This is a genomic window from Streptomyces sp. NEAU-174 (genome assembly GCF_052665095.1).
The window spans coordinates 236749-254518 of sequence record NZ_JBQTCE010000002.1; the positions used below are offsets into that span (position 1 = coordinate 236749).

The following is a 17770-nucleotide window of genomic DNA, read 5'->3' on the forward strand; positions in this document are numbered from 1 at the left end:
CCTGGGCAGTGCCGTCCAGGCTACTCGGGGTGGTGACGTTCCGCCGGGAGCTCCGCCGGGCGCCCACCCGGAACACCTGTGCGGTGTCCGGGTCTCCGTCGGTGCCCGCTCGGCGGGCCTCACGCCGTGGCCATGACCGGGGCCCCGCTGTCCGCGTCGATGACGCTGACCCGGACGGCGGGCTCGCGCACCGTGTCGAGGCTGGCCCCGGCGTCCACCGCGAAGAGCACCAGCACCGGCCTCGCGGCCGGGCCGCCCCCGTACACCCCGGCGAACTGGAGGATGCGCCAGCCGCCGTCGTCCCAGTGGTCCAGCAGCGCGGAGCGCACCACGCGGGAGACGCTCTGCCAGGCGCGCGAGCGCTCCAGCAGCTCGACGGTCGCGGCGACCGGGACCGCCGTCCGCGCTCCGGTCGCGGCGAGCGGATGGCCGGTGATCCGCAGCCGCAGGCGGCGCAGCGGCATCCGCCAGCGGCGGTCGGGATCGGCGGAGAGGGCCGTCAGGGCCGCCGCCGCGGCCAGGACCAGGCACAGCGCCGCGGCCGGACGGCGGGCCGCCGCGGTCCACCAGGGCTGCTGGGCCAGGGCCGCCGCGGCCCCGCCCGCGAGGACCGCGGCGGCGCGGACGAAGGAGCGCCAGGTGAGGGGGGTGTCGCGGCCCGCCGTACAGCCGCAGGAGGAGCCGGGCGCGGCGGCGCGGGCGTAGCCGAGGTAGCCGAGGAAGCCCGCGCCGAGGAGGGCGGCCGCCGCTCCCGGGAGCGGGGTGACGGGCGGTGCCAGTAGCGCGGCGGCGAGGAGGAGTTCGACCGCGCCGAGGGTGCGGAGGGCGAGCGCGGCCCGGCCGCCGTCGCGCAGCAGCCGCGCGAGCGCGGTACGGGGCGCCTGCCGGGCGGTGCCCCGGCCGAACAGCTTGCCCGCACCGGCCGGCCCCAGCACCCCGGCGAGCACCAGCGGGGCGAGGGCACAGGCCAGGGCGCTCACCGCCGCCTCCCCGCGCCGGGGGCGACCGTGACCCGGACGAGGTCCACGGAGCCGTCGGACGGCCGCCACGCGCCCAGCACCTGGGCGCTCTGCCCGATGGTGAGCCGGGACAGATCGGCGGTGGGCGAGGCGGTGCCGTACGCGGCGCTGGTGGTCTCCGCCATGAGGTTGCCGACGATCTCGTGGTGCCCGTGGGCGAGGTGCAGCCGGGTCTTCTCGATACCGCGGATGGTGGCGTCGAGGTTCACGATGTTGACCCACACCGCGTCGGCGGCGAGGGTGCCGTCGGGCAGCGGGACGCCGCGGGCGTAGAGTCCGTCGCCGGTCTCGATGTCGGCCGCGGTGGTGGCCCGGGCCTTCCAGACGCTGGTGGCGCCCGTGACCCGCACCCGGGAGTGGTCACCGTAGGAGCCCGCGACCGCCAGGACGTCGTCGTTGATCGCGGTGATCCGCCCCTCGGCGAAGGCGCTCTCGGCGACCGCCGGGTCCAGGGGGCGCATCGGCGCGGCGAAGGCGGCGTCGGCGTCCACCGCGCCCAGGGCGGTGGCCCCGATGACGGTGGCGCCGCGGAGGGCGGCGGTGGTGAGGAAGCGACGGCGGTCGAGGGGGTCGCCGGTTCGGTACGCGCTCATGGCCGGGCCCGCCTCATTCGAAGATGGAGACCGGCAGGGTGCCGGAGCTCAGGCTGCCGATGGCGGAGAAGGCGGCGGGGGTGAGGTCGATGACCCGGTTGGTGCGGCAGACCCCGTCACAGCAGGTGGACTCGGAGCAGAAGCTACGGGTGCGCGGGCCGCAGTCGCTGACGGTGACACAGACGCTCGCGCCCGAGCAGTCGTGGCGCACCTTCATCACCGAGCCGCAGCCGCGGCGGGGTATGTCCTCGCCGCACAGGTCCGGGCGGGTGATGTCCCAGCACGCCTTGGAGGCGTTGGGCCAGGCGGCCTGAAGGGCGCTGGACCGGCAGGTGCCGCATGCGCCGCCGCCCGTGGAGGCGCATGGACCCCAGGCGGTGCCACAACAGAACCAGGTGGCCTCGCCGTTCCAGAGCTTGGTCGATCCGCACGCCATGGCACTGTCCTCCCGGCCTCGGTCCCGCCCTCGGAGCAGCACCATCATCCGCGGAGCCGGGCCCGGTCGCCACGGGAAGGCGTCCGGTCGGAGTCCTCACAACCGCTCGGCGATGCGCCGGACTCCGTCCGTCGAGTCGGTGGCCGCGGTCCTCACAACCGCTCGACGATCGTGACGTTCGCCTGGCCCCCGCCCTCGCACATCGTCTGGAGGCCGTAGCGGCCGCCGGTGCGCTCCAGTTCGTGCAGGAGGGTGGTCATCAGCTTGGCGCCGGTGGCGCCGAGCGGGTGGCCCAGGGCGATAGCGCCGCCGTTGGCGTTGACCCGCTCGGGGTCCGCGCCGGTCTCCTTCAGCCAGGCCAGGACGACGGGGGCGAACGCCTCGTTGATCTCGACCAGGTCGATGTCGCCGATGGTCAGCCCGGTCTTCTTCAGCGCGTGCGCGGTCGCCGGGATGGGCGCGGACAGCATCCGGATCGGGTCCTCGCCGCGCACCGACAGATGGTGCACCCGGGCGCGCGGGGTCAAGCCGTGCTCCCGTACGGCCCGTTCGGAGGCGAGCAGCAGGGCCGCGGCGCCGTCGGAGACCTGCGAGGAGAGCGCGGCGGTGAGCCGCCCGCCCTCGATCAGCGGCTTGAGCGCGGCCATCTTCTCCAGGCTGGTGTCCCGGCGCGGCCCCTCGTCGACCGAGACGTCCCGGAACGGGACGGTCTCGCGGTCGAAGCGTCCCTCGTCGATGGCGCGCAGCGCCCGCTGGTGCGAGCTCAGGGCGAACTCCTCCATGGCCTCGCGGGTGATGCCCCATTTCTCGGCGATCAGCTCGGCTCCGTAGAACTGGCTGACCGGCCGGTCGCCGTAGCGCGCCCGCCATCCCTCCGAGCCCGCGAAGGGGCCTTCGGTCAGCCCGAGGGGCTCACCGGCCCGGCCGCTGGCGAAGCCGATGGGCACCATCGACATGTTCTGCACCCCGCCCGCGACCACCAGGTCCTGGGTGCCGGAGAGCACCGCCTGCGCGGCGAAGTGCAGGGCCTGCTGGGAGGAGCCGCACTGCCGGTCGACGGTCACGCCCGGGACCTCCTCCGGGAGCCCGGCGGCCAGCCAGCAGGTGCGCGCGATGTCCCCGGCCTGCGGGCCCACGGTGTCCAGACAGCCGAAGACGACGTCCTCGACGGCGGCCGGATCGGCGCCCGAGCGCTCCATCAGCGTGCGCAGGACATGGGCGCCGAGGTCGGCGGGGTGGACGGAGGCGAACCCGCCCTTCCGCCGCCCCACCGGCGTCCTTACCGCTTCCACGATGTATGCCTCGGGCATGGCAGCTCCTTGAGATCCCTCAGGTCATGACGGTCTTACGGTCGTTGTGTCTTCAGTCCGGTCCCGGCGTGTCTGTCCTTCTCGCGGAGTGATGCCGTCCAGGACCATCGACAGATACTGGCGGGCGATCTCCTCGGGGCTGTGCCGGCCGCCCGGCCGGTACCACGAGGCGGCGACCCACACCGTGTCGCGCAGGAAGCGGTATGCCAGCCGGATGTCGAGGTCGGCGCGGAAGGCCCCCTCGGCCACTCCGCGCTCCAGCGCGCCCAGCCACGCCCGCTCGAACCGCCCCTGCGATTCGCTGAGATAGCGGAAGCGCGGCTGGGTGGCGAGGTGCTTGGACTCCTTCTGGTAGATCGCGACGGCGGCGCGGTGCCGGTCGATCTCCCGGAAGGACTCGGTGACGAGTGCCTCGACGGTCTCCCGGGGGCCGAGTCCGGCGCCGAGCACCTCGTCGTACCCGGCCCAGAGCTCGTTCAGGAAGGTGGAGAGGATCTCGTCGACCATCGACTCCTTGGAGTCGAAGTGGTAGTAGAGGCTGCCCGCGAGCATCCCCGCCTCGTCCGCGATCCGGCGGACGGTGGTCGCGTTGTACCCCTGGGCGGCGAAGACCTCCGCCGCGGTGGAGAGCAGTTCGCGCCGTCGCTCGGGAGACGGGGTCACGGTCGGCTTCTTCTCGCTGTTCTTCTTCTCGCGGTTCTTCTTCTCGCTGTTCTTCGCGCTGTTTCCGGTGGAAGCGCGGTTCCTGGTGGAATTCGGCACGTTCTCATTCTCGCCTCATGGGTGCTGGCTGCTCACGGACACCGTCTCGCCCGTCATGTACGACGAGTAGCCGCTGGCCAGGAAGACGATGACGTTGGCCACCTCCCAGGGCTCGGCGTACCGGCCGAAGGCCTCGCGCTCGGTGAGCGCGGCGAGCAGTTCGGGGGTGGTGACCTTCACCAGATGCGGATGCATGGCCAGGCTCGGCGAGACCGCGTTGACCCGCACCCGGTACGCGGCGGCCTCGACCGCGGCGCAGCGGGTGAGCGCCATGACGCCCGCCTTGGCCGCCGCGTAGTGGGCCTGACCGGCCTGGGCGCGCCAGCCGACGACCGAGGCGTTGTTGACCACGACACCGCCGTGGCCGCCCGCCTTCATCCGGCGCAGCGCGGCGCGGGTGCAGCGGAACGTGCCGTTCAGGGTGACGTCGATGACCTTGTCCCACTGCTCGTCGGTCATCTCGGTCAGCAGGGCGGTGCCACCGAGCCCGGCGTTGTTGACCACCGCGTCCAGCCGTCCGTGGCGCTCCTCGGCGAGGTCGTACAGCGCGGCGATCTGGGCCTCGTCGGTCACATCGCTGACGCGTCCGGCGACCCGCTCCTCGCCGAACTCCCCGGCGAGCGTGGCCACCGTCTCCTCGAGCCGGCGCTCATGGGCGTCGCCGAGGACGACACGCGCGCCCTCCTCGAGGAACCGGCGGGCCGTGGCGCCGCCGATTCCGGTGCCCGCGGCGGCGGTGATGACGGCCGTGCGACCGGTAAGGAGGCCGTGGCCGGGGACGTACGGCGCCTTGTTGTCCGTCACGACGCCACGGTAACCTACCAAACACTTGTTAGGGAACCCGCCGACGGCGCTGATGGAGGAGGTGCTGGGCCGATGGACCTCGATCTCACCGAGCGGCAGTCGGCGTTCCGGGCCGAGGCCCGGCGGTGGCTGGCCGCCCACACCCCCGCCGCTCCCCTCCCCTCCCTGGAGACCGCCGAGGGGTTCGCGGCGCACCGCGCCTGGGAGCGCACCCTCGCGGCGGACCGCTGGTCGGCGGTGACCTGGCCCGAGGAGTACGGCGGCCGGGGCGCGTCGGTGATCGAGTGGCTGCTGTTCGAGGAGGAGTACTACGCGGCGGGCGCGCCCGGCCGGGTGAGCCAGAACGGGATCAGCCTGCTCGCCCCCACCCTCTTCGAACACGGCAGCGCCGAGCAGCGCGACCGGATCCTGCCGCCGATGGCGCGCGGCGAGACAATCTGGGCCCAGGCCTGGTCCGAACCCGAGTCGGGCTCCGACCTCGCCTCGCTGCGCTCCACCGCCCGCCGCACCGACGGCGGCTGGCGCTTGAGCGGCCAGAAGACCTGGTCGTCCCGGGCCGCCTTCGCCGACCGGGCCTTCGGCCTGTTCCGCAGCGATCCGGCGGCGGACGCACCGCACCGGGGGCTGACGTATCTGATGTTCGCCCTGGACGCGCCCGGTGTGACCGTACGCCCCATCGGCCGCCTCGACGGCAAACCCGCCTTCGCCGAGCTCTTCCTGGACGAGGTGTTCGTCCCCGACGAGGACGTCATCGGCGAGCCGGGGCAGGGCTGGCGCATCGCGATGAGCACGGCGGGCAACGAGCGCGGGCTGACCCTGCGCAGCCCCGGCCGGTTCACCGCGGCGGCGCGGCGCCTGGTGGCGCTGTGGCGGGCGCGGGCGGACGGGGCCGGGAGCGATACGGGGACCGAGGCGGCCGCGCTGCGCGACCGGGTCGCGGACGCCGTGATCGGCGCCCGCGCGTATGAGCTCTTCGCCTGCGCGGGCGCCTCCCGGCTGGCCGCCGGGGGCTCGCTCGGGGCCGAGTCCAGCCTGAACAAGGTCTTCTGGTCGGAGCTGGACATCGCCCTCCACGAGACGGCCCTGGACCTGCTGGGCCCCCACGGCGAGCTGTCCGACGCCGCCGACGACCCGGACGCGCCCGGCCCGTGGTCCGACGGCTACACCTTCGCGCTGGCGGGCCCGGTCTACGCGGGCACGAACGAGATCCAGCGCGACATCATCGCCGAGCGGCTGCTGGGGCTGCCGAAGGGACGCCGGTGAGGCCCCGGTGACGAACTCATTGGCTGGTGACGGGCCCGGTGGCTGACGAGGGGATCCCCGGATGAGGTTCATGCTCGATCAGGCGCAGACGGACTTCGGCCGCACCCTGGACCGGATGCTCGGCGCGGCCGGCACACCGCACGCCGTCCGGGCCTGGGGGCGCGGCGAGCACGCGCCGGGGCGCGCGGTGTGGGGGCGGCTCGCCGACGCCGGAGTGACCGGGCTGGCCGTACCGGAGGCGTACGAGGGGGTCGGGCCGCTGCCCGTCGAGCTGGGCGTGGCGTATGTGGCGGCGGGGCGGCACGCCGTGCCGGGGCCCCTGGCCGAGACGGCCGCCGCCGCGGTGCTGCTGGCCGGTCTCGCCGAGGGCGGCACGGCGCGGAGCAGACAGGTGGCCGGGGACTGGCTGCCCCGGATCGCCGACGGGCGGGCGCTGGTGACGCTCGCGGCGGCCGACGGCGGACCGTACGCGCTGGACGCGGACGCCGCCGACGCCGTCTTCGCCGTCGCGGGCGAGGAGCTGTGGCTGGCCCCGGGGCACGGGCCGGTCCAGCCCTCGTTCGACCCGGCCCGGCGGCTGGCCAGGCCGCTGCCCGGCGGTGAGCTGCTCGCCCGGGGCCCGGCCGTGGCCGCGGCCGCCGCACGCGCCGCGGACTGGGCCGCCTTCGCCACGGCCGCGCTGTCGCTCGGCACCGGGCTCGCGCTGGTGGAGCGCACCGCGGCGTACGTCCGACAGCGCACCCAGTTCGGCCGTCCGATCGGCTCGTTCCAGGCGGTGAAGCACCGGCTGGCGGACGCGCTCATCGGCCTGGAGTTCGCCCGGCCGCTGCTGTACGGGGCCGCGGTGGCGCTCGCGTCCGGGCCCACGGGCGGCGCGCTCGCGTCGGGGTCCACGGGCGACGTCCGCGCGGAGGTCGCGGCGGCGAAGGTGGCCACCGGCGAGGCGGCGTACACGGCGGCGCGCACCGCCCTCCAACTGCACGGCGCGCTCGGCTACACCGACGAGTACGAGCTCTCGCTGTGGATCCGCAAGGCCCGCGCACTGCGCTCCGCCTGGGGTTCCCCGTCGGTTTGCCGCGCCCGCGTCCTCGCGCCCTGACCGGTCTTGATCCATGCTGTATCGACCCATAGTCGATCGAACAGCGAGGTATGCGCGGATGCACCGGCCCCGGCCCACCCTGGAGAGCGTGGCGCGGCGCGCGGGTGTCTCGCGCGCCACCGTCTCCCGTGTCGTCAACGGCTCGCCCAAGGTCGGTGAGGACAGCCGTGAGGCGGTCCTGAGCGCCATCCAGGAGCTCGGCTACATCCCCAACCAGGCGGCCCGCAGCCTGGTCACCCAGCGCACCGACTCCTTCGCGCTGGTGCTCCCCGAGGAGCCGGGCCGGGTCTTCTCCGACGACCGGTTCTTCCCGGGCGTGGTGCGCGGGGTGAGCCAGGAGCTGGAGGCCGCGGACAAGCAGCTGGTGCTGATGATGGCCCGCTCCGCCGCCAGCCGTGACCGCATCGAGCGCTTCGCGCTGGCCCGCCATGTGGACGGGGTCATGGTCGCCTCGATGCACGGCGCCGATCCGCTGCCCGCCGCGCTCGCCCGGATGGGCATCCCGGTGGTCTGCAACGAGCGGGTGCCGGGCCCGGCGTCGCCGCCGTACGTGGGGGTGGACAACGCGGCGGGCGCGGCGCTGGCCGTGGAGCATCTGATCCGCTCCGGGCGCACCCGTATCGCCACGGTCGCGGGCCCGCAGGACATGGTCGCCGGGATCGACCGGCTCGCGGGCTACCGGGCGGCGCTGGACGGGGCGCGGCTCGCGGAGCGGGTCGCGGTCGGGGACTTCACCCAGGAGTCGGGGGCGGTCGCGATGCGGGAGCTGCTGGACCGGGAGCCCCGGCTGGACGCGGTGTTCGTGGCCTCCGATCTGATGGCGATCGGGGTGCTGCGGGAGCTGCGCCGGGCCGGCCGGCGGGTGCCGGACGACGTGGCGGTGGTCGGCTTCGACGACATAGAGCCCGCGCGCTACACCGAGCCCCCGCTGACCACCGTGCGCCAGCCGATAGCCGGCATCGGCCGCCGCCTGGCCCGCCAGCTGCTGCGCCTGACCGCCGGGGAGAGCATCGAACCGGCGCTGGTCCTCCCGACGGAGCTGGTGATCCGCGAATCGGCGTAGCCGGGCGCGGGGCGGCGTCTTCCGCCGGGGGACGCCATCGTGGTCGGCCGCCCGCCGTGGTCAACCGCCCGCGTACCGCGGCAGCCACGCCCGGAAGTCGCGTTCGAAGGCGTCGTAGCGGCGGCGCAGCTCCGCCCCCGGCCAGTCCTCCGGCAGGAGCCGGGCGGGGAGGACGGGGTCGGCGAGGAGGTGGCGGAGGGCGGCGGCCGCGACGGTGAAGCGGTCGGCCGGTTCCTCCGCGTCGTCCAGCGCCGCGCCGAGCAGCCGGGCCTGGCGGGCCCAGCCGCCCAGGTCCCACAGGCGCGCGGCGAGCTCGGCCGGATCGCCCTCCGGCGCGCCGGTGAACCAGCCGCACTGCTCGGCGGCGACGTCCGGGCGCGGGTGGACGAGGTTGGCGGGGCGCATCCAGGTGCCCTCGCGCAGTTCGGCCAGGCGCAGGGTGGCCATGGCCTGGCGGAGGGCGGCGCGCTCGGCCGCCTCGCGCCGGTCGGAGGTGACGATCGCGATCTCCCAGGCGCCGTCCCAGCGGCGGGTGCGCGGGGCCCGGCTCTCGTCCTGCCGCGCCTGGCGGGCCAGCAGCCGGTCGGTGAGCCGGTAGGTGCCATCGCTCTGCTCCAGGTCACCGGCGGCGACCATCCGGGTGAGCGCGACCCGGATGGTGCCCTCGGCGGTGCCGAAGAGCGCGCCGACCCGCACCAGGGCGCGGGCGGGCAGCTGGGGCGGGTGGAGACCGAGCAGGGTGCTGAGCACGACCGAGCGCGCGGTCAGCGGCCGCAGGGTGAGCGTTCCGGTGTCGTCCATGGTTACGCGAAACCCTATCCATTACAGTTCTTCGTCGCGCATACTGGAAGTGTAAGGCCGGGCCGGACCCGGGAGCCCACCGCGAACGAGGAGATGTCTGCCATGAGCGCCACGCACGAGGTCCTCAACCAGGCCCCGCCGCTCATCGGCTTCAGCACCGCGGACGACCCCGCCCTGCTGGAGGCCCTGCGGCGGCACGACGGCGGCTGGGGCGAACAGGAGGTGCGGGACCTGGGCGCGCGGGCCGGTTCCGCCGAGGTGCAGGACTGGGCGCGGATGGCCGAGGAGCACCCCCCGGTGCTGCACACCCACGACCGCTACGGCCATCGCGTCGACGAGGTCGAGTACCACCCCGCCTACCACCAGCTGATGGGCGTCGCCGTGGAGAGCGGCCAGCACGCGGCGGCGTGGAGCGAGACCCGCCCCGGCGCCCATCTGGTGCGCGCGGCCAAGTTCTACGCGTTCGCACAGGCCGAGCCCGGCCATGGCTGCCCGATCTCCATGACGTACGCCGCGGTCCCGGCGCTGCGTGCCGAGCCGGAGCTCGCCGCCGTGTACGAGCCGCTGCTGGCCGCCCGCACCTACGACTTCGGGCTGCGCCCGCCGCTCGGCAAGCGGGGCCTGATCGCGGGCATGTCGATGACGGAGAAGCAGGGCGGCTCGGACGTCCGCGCCAACACCACCCGGGCCGTGCCGGACGGTGCGGGCCGCTATGTGCTCACCGGCCACAAGTGGTTCACCTCCGCGCCGATGAGCGATGTCTTCCTGACGCTGGCCCAGACGGAGGAGGGGGTCACCTGCTTCCTGGTGCCCCGGGTGCTGCCGGACGGCAGCCGCAATCCGCTGCGGCTGATGCGGCTCAAGAACAAGCTGGGCAACCGCTCCAACGCGTCGGCCGAGATCGAGTACGAGTCCGCCCTGGCCTGGCGGGTCGGCGAACCGGGCCGCGGGGTGCGGACCATCGTGGAGATGGTCAACGTCACCCGGCTGGACTGTGTCATCGGTTCGGCCGCTGGCATGCGGGCCGGGCTGCGGCAGGCGCTGCACCACGCCGAGCACCGCCGGGCGTTCGGGGCCGAGCTGGTCGACCAGCCGCTGATGCGCAATGTGCTCGCCGACCTGGCGGTCGAGTCGGAGGCGGCCACCACCCTCGCGATGCGGCTCGCGGCCGCCCTGGACCGCGCGGAGGGCGGGGACGAGAGCGAGGCGGCGCTGCGCAGGCTGGGGCTCGCGGTGAGCAAGTACTGGGTGTGCAAGCGCGGCGCCACCCACGCCGCCGAGGCCCTGGAGTGCCTGGGCGGCAACGGCTATGTGGAGGAGTCCGGGATGCCGCGCCTGTATCGCGAGGCGCCCCTGCTGTCGATCTGGGAGGGCTCGGGGAACGTCGCGGCGCTCGATGTGCTGCGCGCGCTGGGCCGGGAGAACGGCGCCCTGGAGGCGTTCCTGGCCGAGGTCGACGCCGCGGCCGGGGCGGACGCCCGGCTGGACGCGGCCGTGGACCGGCTGCGCGGGCTGCTGCCACAGCTCACCGACCCCGAGCGGGCGCAGTTGCTGGCGCGCCGGCTGGCCGAGCAGATGACGCTGGTGCTCCAGGGCAGCCTGCTGGTGCGGTACAGCCATCCGGCGGTCGCCGACGCGTTCTGCGCCTCACGGCTCGACGGGGACTGGGGGCACGCCTTCGGCACCCTGCCGCCCGGCACCGACACCGGCCCGATCCTGGAGCGGGCCCGCCCGAAAGACGCGCGGTGACGCCCACGGACGGCGCGGACGGGCCGGACGACGCGGCCGGTGCGCGCCTTACGGTTCGCACGGAGCGGGCGGGGCCGGTCACCACGGTCGTGCTCGCCCGCCCCGATATGCGCAACGCCGTCGACGGCGCCACCGCCATGGCGCTGGCCGACGCCTTCCGCGCCTTCGACGCCGACCCCGAGGCGCGGGTCGCGGTGCTGTGGGGCGAGGGCGGCACCTTCTGCTCCGGGGCCGATCTGAAGGCGGTCGGCACACCGCGCGGCAACCGGGTGGCCGAGGACGGCGACGGCCCGATGGGGCCCACCCGGCTGCGGCTGTCCAAGCCGGTGATCGCGGCGGTCAGCGGGCACGCGGTGGCGGGCGGGCTGGAGCTGGCGCTCTGGTGCGATCTGCGCGTCGCCGAGGAGGACGCGGTCTTCGGGGTGTTCTGCCGCCGCTGGGGCGTCCCGCTGATCGACGGCGGAACGGTGCGGCTGCCACGGCTGATCGGCGCGAGCCGGGCGATGGACCTGGTGCTGACGGGACGGCCGGTGCCGGCGGACGAGGCGTACGCCATCGGGCTCGCCAACCGCGTCGTACCGCCGGGGCGGGCGCGGGCCGAGGCGGAGCGGCTGGCGGCCGGGATCGCCCGCTTTCCGCAGGCGTGTCTGCGCTCGGACCGGGCCTCGCTGCTGGAGCAGGAGGGGCTGCCGGAGGACGAGGCCATGGCGCGGGAGCTGCGCCACGGTCAGGCCGCGCTGGCCGAGGGGCTGGACGGGGCGGCGCGGTTCGCGGCGGGCGCGGGACGGCACGGGAGCTTCGGCGAGCCGTGACCGGCGGGGCCGACTGTGGCCGGGGGCGGCCTCGCCCCGGCCACAACTGGTCACGTATGAGGGGAATATCCGCGGCTGAACCTCGATGCGCCGATGTCATCACCGCCCATTCCCCTATTCGGGGGAATTCCGGTGGTCACACGGCTGGCGGGCGCCCGTTCGGCCGAACATCTCCTCGTGAAGCGATGGCAGCGCGTATGGCGTGCGGGGGTCCTGGCCACTGCCCTTGTCCTCACCTCGGCGGGGGCGACAGCCCTGGCCGACGAGGACGGTGACGGTCCGGCGACCGCGCCCGCCTCCTCCCGGCCGACGGCCGATACCCGGTCCTGGCCCGGGGGCCGGGACGACGGACCGCTCGCCTCGGTGCGGATCCGGATCGGTCCCGGCCTGTGTGTCTGCGTCGCCGTCTCGGCGGGCCCGGTCGGCCTCGTCGCCCGGTACGGCTGGTGTCCCAAGCCCCCCAAGCCACCCAAGCCGCCCAAGCCCCCCAAGCCGACGCCGACCCCTACGCCCACGCCGACCCCCACTCCGACGCCCACACCCACGCCGTCGCCGACTCCCACGCCCACCCCGACGCCGTCCGCGACACCCACGCCCAGCCCGTCCGCCACACCGAGCCGTACGCCCGAGCCGACCCCCACTCCCACCGCCACCCCGACGCGGCGGGCCCCCTCCCCCACGCCCGCTCCGCGGCTCCCCACGCCGGGGCCCACCCGCGCGCCCGCGCTTCCGCCGCCGCCCTCGCGCACCCAGCCTCCGGCATCACCCCACGCGCCGGCTCCCGCACCGACCAGGACCCGTGCCGTCGAGATGCACGCGTACGAGAAACCCGCGCGCGAGAAGCCCGACAACGGGACCTCCCTGGTCACCTTCACCCTGCTGCTCACCGCGCCCGCGGTCCTCGCGGCCGCCGCTCTCCGTCCGCGTTCGCGCTCCGGCGCGCGCGGTGGGCGGCGCGGCTGACGGCCCACCGCCGAACCGCTTGGGAGGTTCATCCATGCCCGAATGGCTGATTATGACCCTGGTGATGGCCGGGACCTGCGCGGTCGTGGTCACCGGGGCGGTCCTCAACTCCCGCAGACTCGGGGACGAGGACGATCCGGACGAGACCCCCGATGTCCTCGACTACATGATCATGATGATCGGCGTGGTCTACGCGATCGTGCTGGGCCTGGCCATCGCCGGTGTCTGGGAGGCGCGCTCCGCCGCGCAGGACGGGGTCCGTACGGAGGCGCAGGCGCTGCACGAGGTGGCCGAGCGGGCGAGCGTCTACCCCGGCCCGGTGCGCGACCGCATCCGCGCCGACGTGGACGCGTATGTGGACCATGTGGTGCACACCGAGTGGAAGGTGATGATCGACAAGGGTGAGCTCACCGACCGCGGCACCGAGCTGCTGACCACCCTGCGCCACGATGTCACCCGCGCGGCCCCGCACAGCGACCTCCAGTCGCAGGCGTATCAGCCGATGGTGGATCAGGTGGCCGCCGTGGACGACGCGCGCGGCGCCCGGCAGCAGAGCGCGGGGCCCACGATGCCCCCGCTGGTCTGGTTCGGCCTGGTGCTGGGCGCGGCGCTGGTGATCGGGCTGGTCTTCACCCTTCAGATCCGCCGCTCGCCCCGGGAGCTGATGCTCGCGGTGATGTTCACCGCGCTCATCGTCTTCCTGCTCTTCCTGGTGTGGGACTTCGACGAGCCCTTCGGACGGTCGGTCGGCGACTCCACCACGGCCTTTACCGATCTGTTCCCCAGCGCACGGGGAGGGTCTTGAGGCCGTGTCGGAAGGTCGATCCGGCAGACGGGCCGGGTGGACCGCAATGCGCCGAACAGGGCGTACGGGACACCGGCGGTGTAGGTCTCGGGGAGGAACGCCTCGACAGGGTTCACAGCCGAGACCGTACGGCGCCGCCCTCCGGGCCCGTCAGGACACCCCGCGCGTCAGGACGCGCCTACGCCACCGGCACCGGGAGGATCCGGCGCAGCGGGTCCTCGGGCAGCCGGCCGTGGGCCTTCCACTCCCGGGGGTAGCCGACCGAGACCTCCTGGAACTTCACCCCGTCCTCCACCGTCGTCCGGGGGATGTGCAGATGGCCGTAGACGACCGTCTCGGCCCGGAACCGCACATGCCAGTCGGCGGTCAGCTCGGTGCCGCACCACAGCGCGAAGTCCGGGTAGCGCAGCACCCGGGTGGGCAGCCGGGTCATCGGCCAGTGGTTGATGAGCACGGTCCGCAGCTCCGGGTCGACGGCCGCCAGCCGCGCCTCGGTCTCGGCGACCCGGGCCCGGCACCACGCGTCGCGGGTGGGGTAGGGGTCGGGGTGCAGGAAGTGCTCGTCGGTGCAGACCACCCCCGCCTCATGGGCGTGGGCCAGCGCGGCCTCCTTGGTGGCCAGGCCGTCGAGGCGGAAGGTGTAGTCGTAGAGCAGGAACAGCGGGGCGATGACCAGCGGCCCGCCGATGCCCTCCCAGAGCGGGTAGGGGTCCTCGGGCGTGACGATGCCCTTCGCCCGGCACATTTCCACCAGCGCCTCGTAGCGCGCCACCCCCCGGACTTCCAGGGGGTCCTTGGGATGGGTCCACAGCTCGTGGTTCCCGGGTGACCAGATGACTTTGGCGAAGCGCTCGCTCAGCAGGCCGAGCACCTCCTCGATCTCGGAGAACACCTCGCCGACGTCCCCCGCGACGATCAGCCAGTCGTCGTCGGAGCCGGGCCGCAGCCGCTCCACGATGGCCCGGTTCTCGGGGTAGGCCACATGAAGGTCGCTGATGGCGAGGAGTTCGCCCCCGTGGGTGCCGCTCATTGTCTCTCCTGTCGTACGGTGGCGCTCATGACGCGGTCGCGGTGCGCGGGCACCGCGGGACGGGCCGGGTGATCACAGGACCGTCCCTGGCGCTAGCCTCGCAGATGTGGTGGACAAACTCCCTCCGTCTTTTGAACGGGGAACCGACGGACCGAAGGTCATCGTGGCCGGACTGGACGGTTCCGAATCCTCCTGGCGCGCCACGGCCTACGCCGCCGGGCTGGCCAGACGCCAGAAGGCGCTGCTGGTCGTGGTCTACATCCAGCCGGTGCTGGCCGCGGGCGCCGCGCTCGGTGCCACCGTGGCCGACACCACGGGTGAGGTGGCCGAGGAGCTGATGCGGGAGATGCGGGAGGCCACCGAGCGGCTGCGCGGGGTCTTCGAGGTGCGCTGGGAGTTCCACACCTTCCGGGGCGATCCGTACAACGGACTGGCCCAGGCGGCCGATGAGCTGAAGGCCGACGCGGTGGTGGTGGGCGCGTCCGAGCAGGCCGGGCACCGGTTCATCGGCTCGGTGGCCGTACGGCTGGTCAAGGCCGGGCGCTGGCCGGTCACCGTGGTGCCGTAGGGGCCGCCCCTCCGGCTCGCGCAGCCCGGCGCGGTGAGGCACCGTGGGAGAAGCGAACGGACCACCCCACGGACCGGGGAGACTGCCATGGCCCACACCTACCGGGTGACCGAGATCGTCGGCTCGTCCGGCGAGAGCGTCGACGACGCGATCCGCTCCGCCATCGGCCGTGCCTCGAAGACGCTCCGGAACCTCGACTGGTTCGAGGTCGGCCAGGTGCGCGGGCATATCGAGAACGGCCGGATCGCGCACTACCAGGTGGGGCTGAAGGTCGGATTCCGGCTCGAGGACCCCGACACCGGCTCCGGGGACCGGGCCGGCTGACCCCGGCTCAGCCACGGGACACGACGGTGGACAGCACGGACGGCAGCGGATACCAGTCGGCGGTCGCGAAGCTGGCGTGCCGCCCGGCGAGTTCGGACACCCGGTCCCGCGCCTGGGTCTCGGTGGGGTTGGTGCCGTCGATCGGGGGCGCCACGTTGTGCGCGTCCGTCATGATCAGCAGGTAGTGGCGGTCGTCGTACCAGGCGGTGTCGATGCCACCGGTGACATACGTGGACGCGTCCCCGTCGAAGAGCACGAACCACGGCCGGAGGGCGGCGTCGGTGTAGCGGGTGCGCGGGTCGCCCGAGGCGGCGCCGTGGACGGCGGGGAAGGCGGCGGCCTGGCCGAGCTTCCCGGCGGCGGACAGGTCCCGCAGATGGGTGGCGTACTCGCGGTCGGTCCACAGCGTGTCGAGGGGGTTGTTCTCCTCGACCGTGCCCGGTATCAGCTCGACGACGAACTTGCCAGCGAGCGCCGAGCGGGACGGCCAGCCGCCCGCCTGGACCGCCTCGTCGAGGGTGGCATGGCCGCCCACCACATCCGCCGGGCGCAGCACCGCGTCGCCCAGGGTGGCGCCGAGGAGGGCGTCGAGGTCGGCCGGGCCGCGGCCCTTCTTGCCGTTGAAGCCGTCCTTCATCTCCACCTTGACGAGGATGGGACGGTGCCCCGGATGGGCCTGGTGCCAGGCCCGCATATCGGCGAGGCAGCCGGCCAGGCTCTGGTCGCGGGGCTTGGTGCGCAGCTCGCCGGGGCCCGCGGCGTTCTCGCAGTTGTTGTCGTTGCCGAGCGGGTTGGAGTGTGAGACCCGCCAGCCGGCGCCGAAGGCGTTGGTCCACACGTCGAGTTCGAGGAGCGAGGCCCCGGAGTCCAGCGCGTCCGCGAAGTAGGGGTACTTGGCCTTCTCGTACGCGTTGTGCACCCCCACCGAGGTGGTGGCGGAGTAGGACGGATCGTCCGCGGTGGCGGGCCGGGCCTCGGCCGGTGCCGTCAGACACAGTGCGGCGGCCGCCGCGGCGACCGCCACCGTTCCCGTGCGCCGGGCATGACCGCGCGCCGGACTCCCCACCCCGCCCATGTGTCCCCACCCTCGTCGATGTCACGACCAACTGGGCAGAAGGGTACGGGAGTCGCGTCATGGGTTACGAGCGGTCAAGGGTCACAGCGGTACGGGCCCGGCGGCGTGCTGCCGCTGAGCCCGTCTCATGTGCCGCGTCTCACACGGCTGGGGGTCGTTCGGGGGGCAGGGACCCACCCGTCAGGGCGCAGGGGCCCACCCGTCAGGGCCGCTCCCCCACCCCGGTCGCCGCGGCCTCGTGCGCCCGTCCGCCGGGCAGCTTGGGGGCCAGCGGGGCGGTCTGGTCCATACCGGTGCCGCGCCGCAGCCCGGTGAGGAACTCCTGGAGCGTCTCGACCGCGGTGTGCCGGGGCCGCCAGCCCAGTTCCTCCTGGGCGCGGGTGGTGTCCATCAGCGGAAGCCGCAGGGCGGCGTCGAACAGCTGGGGCGAGGGCGGCAGCAGATGCAGATGCCAGGCCGTGGCCATGGCCGAGCGGGCGGCGAAGCGCGGGATCCGTATCGTCCGCGCGTCCAGCAGACCGGCCAGCGTCCCGCCGTCCACCGGCGGTTCGGCCGCGAGGTTGAAGGCGCCGCGCACCTGACGGCCGAGCGCCAGCCGGTACGCCTCGGCGGCGTCGTCGGTGTGCAGGACCTGGAGCCGCAGCCCGGGCAGGTCGAAGACGGCGGGCAGGAAGGTGGAGCGGACCAGCCGCCGGGGCAGGAACGGGCCCATGAAGAGCCGGCGCTGCTCGGCCGCCGCCTCCTCCTTGAAGAGGAAGCCGGGCCGCATCCGCACCACCCGGACCTGCGGATGCTCCCGTTCGAAGGCGTCCAGCAGCCGCTCCACATACGCCTTCTCACGGCAGTACGCGGCCTCCGGCCAGCCGTCGGTGGGCCAGGACTCGTCCACCGGGCGGCCGTCCTCGGGCCCGGGCGAGTAGGCGCCCACCGAGGAGGCGTACACCAGCACCGGCACCTCGGCCCGTGCCACCGCCTCGAAGACCCGCCTGCTGCCGAGCACATTGGTGGCCCAGGTGACGGCGGGCCGGTGGCTGGGCTGGATCAGCCAGGCGAGGTGGATGACCGCGTCGGCGCCCTCGAAGTGCCGTACGAGGTCGGCCTCCTCACGGGCGTCCCGCCCGATGTCCGCCCGCACCCAGGTGGTCTTCGGCGGCGACCAGCTGGGCACCCTGCGGGCGACGCCCACGATCGACTCGATGTCCGGGGCCTCGCCGAGCGCGCGGACGACGCTCGTACCGGCGTTGCCGGTGGCCCCGACCACCACCACGCGCATTCCGTGCTTGACACCCATGAG

The 17770-nt window shown here is 74.2% G+C and carries 19 protein-coding genes; 9 read left to right on the plus strand and 10 right to left on the minus strand.

What is annotated here, in order from left to right; translation table 11 throughout:
- Positions 1-119: 119 nt before the first annotated feature.
- From ACT2CW_RS05965 to ACT2CW_RS05990, 6 genes are all read right to left on the minus strand, one after another.
- Positions 120-980, minus strand: a complete 861-nt coding sequence (locus ACT2CW_RS05965; RefSeq protein WP_445515795.1) for a MauE/DoxX family redox-associated membrane protein — start codon at positions 978-980, stop codon at positions 120-122.
- Positions 977-1612: a cell wall protein gene (locus ACT2CW_RS05970; RefSeq protein WP_445515796.1), complete on the minus strand. Its 636-nt coding sequence runs from the start codon at positions 1610-1612 to the stop codon at positions 977-979. Before ACT2CW_RS05970 ends, ACT2CW_RS05965 begins: the two co-directional genes overlap by 4 nt.
- A gap of 13 nt (positions 1613-1625) precedes the next feature.
- Entirely contained in the window at positions 1626-2048 is a 423-nt protein-coding gene (locus ACT2CW_RS05975; protein ID WP_164430778.1) for a septal ring lytic transglycosylase RlpA family protein, read from the minus strand.
- A 152-nt stretch (positions 2049-2200) separates the two neighbouring features.
- Positions 2201-3358 (minus strand): acetyl-CoA C-acetyltransferase, encoded by a 1158-nt coding sequence (locus tag ACT2CW_RS05980; RefSeq protein ID WP_164430780.1) that lies wholly within the window; start codon positions 3356-3358, stop codon positions 2201-2203.
- Between the two features lie 24 nt (positions 3359-3382).
- A complete protein-coding gene (locus tag ACT2CW_RS05985) occupies positions 3383-4021 on the minus strand; it encodes a TetR/AcrR family transcriptional regulator (RefSeq protein WP_164430802.1) in 639 nt (212 codons plus the stop codon).
- 114 nt (positions 4022-4135) lie between these two features.
- On the minus strand, positions 4136-4924 hold the full coding sequence (locus ACT2CW_RS05990; protein WP_385204934.1) for an SDR family oxidoreductase: 789 nt from the start codon (positions 4922-4924) through the stop codon (positions 4136-4138).
- 72 nt (positions 4925-4996) lie between these two features.
- On the opposite strand from ACT2CW_RS05990, the gene ACT2CW_RS05995 reads away from it, so the two are divergent.
- The 3 genes from ACT2CW_RS05995 (at position 4997) to ACT2CW_RS06005 (ending at position 8349) form a co-directional block, all read left to right on the plus strand.
- On the plus strand, positions 4997-6187 hold the full coding sequence (locus tag ACT2CW_RS05995) for an acyl-CoA dehydrogenase family protein (RefSeq protein ID WP_445515797.1): 1191 nt from the start codon (positions 4997-4999) through the stop codon (positions 6185-6187).
- A gap of 61 nt (positions 6188-6248) precedes the next feature.
- The gene (locus tag ACT2CW_RS06000; RefSeq protein ID WP_445515798.1) at positions 6249-7286 is read left to right on the plus strand and encodes an acyl-CoA dehydrogenase family protein; all 1038 of its coding nucleotides are present in this window, start codon (positions 6249-6251) and stop codon (positions 7284-7286) included.
- A gap of 58 nt (positions 7287-7344) precedes the next feature.
- Entirely contained in the window at positions 7345-8349 is a 1005-nt protein-coding gene (locus tag ACT2CW_RS06005; protein ID WP_445515799.1) for a LacI family DNA-binding transcriptional regulator, read from the plus strand.
- Between the two features lie 60 nt (positions 8350-8409).
- Here ACT2CW_RS06005 and ACT2CW_RS06010 read toward each other — a convergent pair whose 3' ends face one another.
- A complete protein-coding gene (locus ACT2CW_RS06010; protein ID WP_138910778.1) occupies positions 8410-9150 on the minus strand; it encodes a PaaX family transcriptional regulator C-terminal domain-containing protein in 741 nt (246 codons plus the stop codon).
- 102 nt (positions 9151-9252) lie between these two features.
- Between ACT2CW_RS06010 and ACT2CW_RS06015 the strand changes: the two genes are divergently transcribed.
- From ACT2CW_RS06015 to ACT2CW_RS06030, 4 genes are all read left to right on the plus strand, one after another.
- The gene (locus tag ACT2CW_RS06015) at positions 9253-10899 is read left to right on the plus strand and encodes an acyl-CoA dehydrogenase family protein (protein ID WP_182469166.1); all 1647 of its coding nucleotides are present in this window, start codon (positions 9253-9255) and stop codon (positions 10897-10899) included.
- Positions 10896-11711: a crotonase/enoyl-CoA hydratase family protein gene (locus ACT2CW_RS06020; protein ID WP_445515800.1), complete on the plus strand. Its 816-nt coding sequence runs from the start codon at positions 10896-10898 to the stop codon at positions 11709-11711. The genes ACT2CW_RS06015 and ACT2CW_RS06020 overlap by 4 nt, the downstream gene beginning before the upstream one ends.
- Positions 11712-11888: 177 nt before the next feature.
- Complete coding sequence (locus ACT2CW_RS06025) at positions 11889-12674, plus strand: hypothetical protein (protein WP_445515801.1); 786 nt, start codon at positions 11889-11891, stop codon at positions 12672-12674.
- Between the two features lie 34 nt (positions 12675-12708).
- Entirely contained in the window at positions 12709-13479 is a 771-nt protein-coding gene (locus ACT2CW_RS06030; RefSeq protein ID WP_445515802.1) for a bestrophin-like domain, read from the plus strand.
- Between the two features lie 178 nt (positions 13480-13657).
- Here ACT2CW_RS06030 and ACT2CW_RS06035 read toward each other — a convergent pair whose 3' ends face one another.
- A complete protein-coding gene (locus ACT2CW_RS06035; protein WP_020866300.1) occupies positions 13658-14509 on the minus strand; it encodes a metallophosphoesterase family protein in 852 nt (283 codons plus the stop codon).
- A gap of 106 nt (positions 14510-14615) precedes the next feature.
- Between ACT2CW_RS06035 and ACT2CW_RS06040 the strand changes: the two genes are divergently transcribed.
- Both ACT2CW_RS06040 and ACT2CW_RS06045 read left to right on the plus strand, forming a co-directional pair.
- Positions 14616-15077: a universal stress protein gene (locus ACT2CW_RS06040; RefSeq protein WP_414083975.1), complete on the plus strand. Its 462-nt coding sequence runs from the start codon at positions 14616-14618 to the stop codon at positions 15075-15077.
- Positions 15078-15164: 87 nt separating this feature from the next.
- Positions 15165-15401 (plus strand): dodecin, encoded by a 237-nt coding sequence (locus tag ACT2CW_RS06045; RefSeq protein WP_182469169.1) that lies wholly within the window; start codon positions 15165-15167, stop codon positions 15399-15401.
- A gap of 7 nt (positions 15402-15408) precedes the next feature.
- On the opposite strand, the gene ACT2CW_RS06050 is transcribed toward ACT2CW_RS06045, so the two are convergent.
- Both ACT2CW_RS06050 and ACT2CW_RS06055 read right to left on the minus strand, forming a co-directional pair.
- Entirely contained in the window at positions 15409-16476 is a 1068-nt protein-coding gene (locus tag ACT2CW_RS06050) for a phosphatidylinositol-specific phospholipase C domain-containing protein (RefSeq protein ID WP_445515803.1), read from the minus strand.
- A 202-nt stretch (positions 16477-16678) separates the two neighbouring features.
- Positions 16679-17767 (minus strand): NAD-dependent epimerase/dehydratase family protein, encoded by a 1089-nt coding sequence (locus ACT2CW_RS06055; RefSeq protein ID WP_182469171.1) that lies wholly within the window; start codon positions 17765-17767, stop codon positions 16679-16681.
- Between the last annotated feature and the right edge of the window lie 3 nt (positions 17768-17770).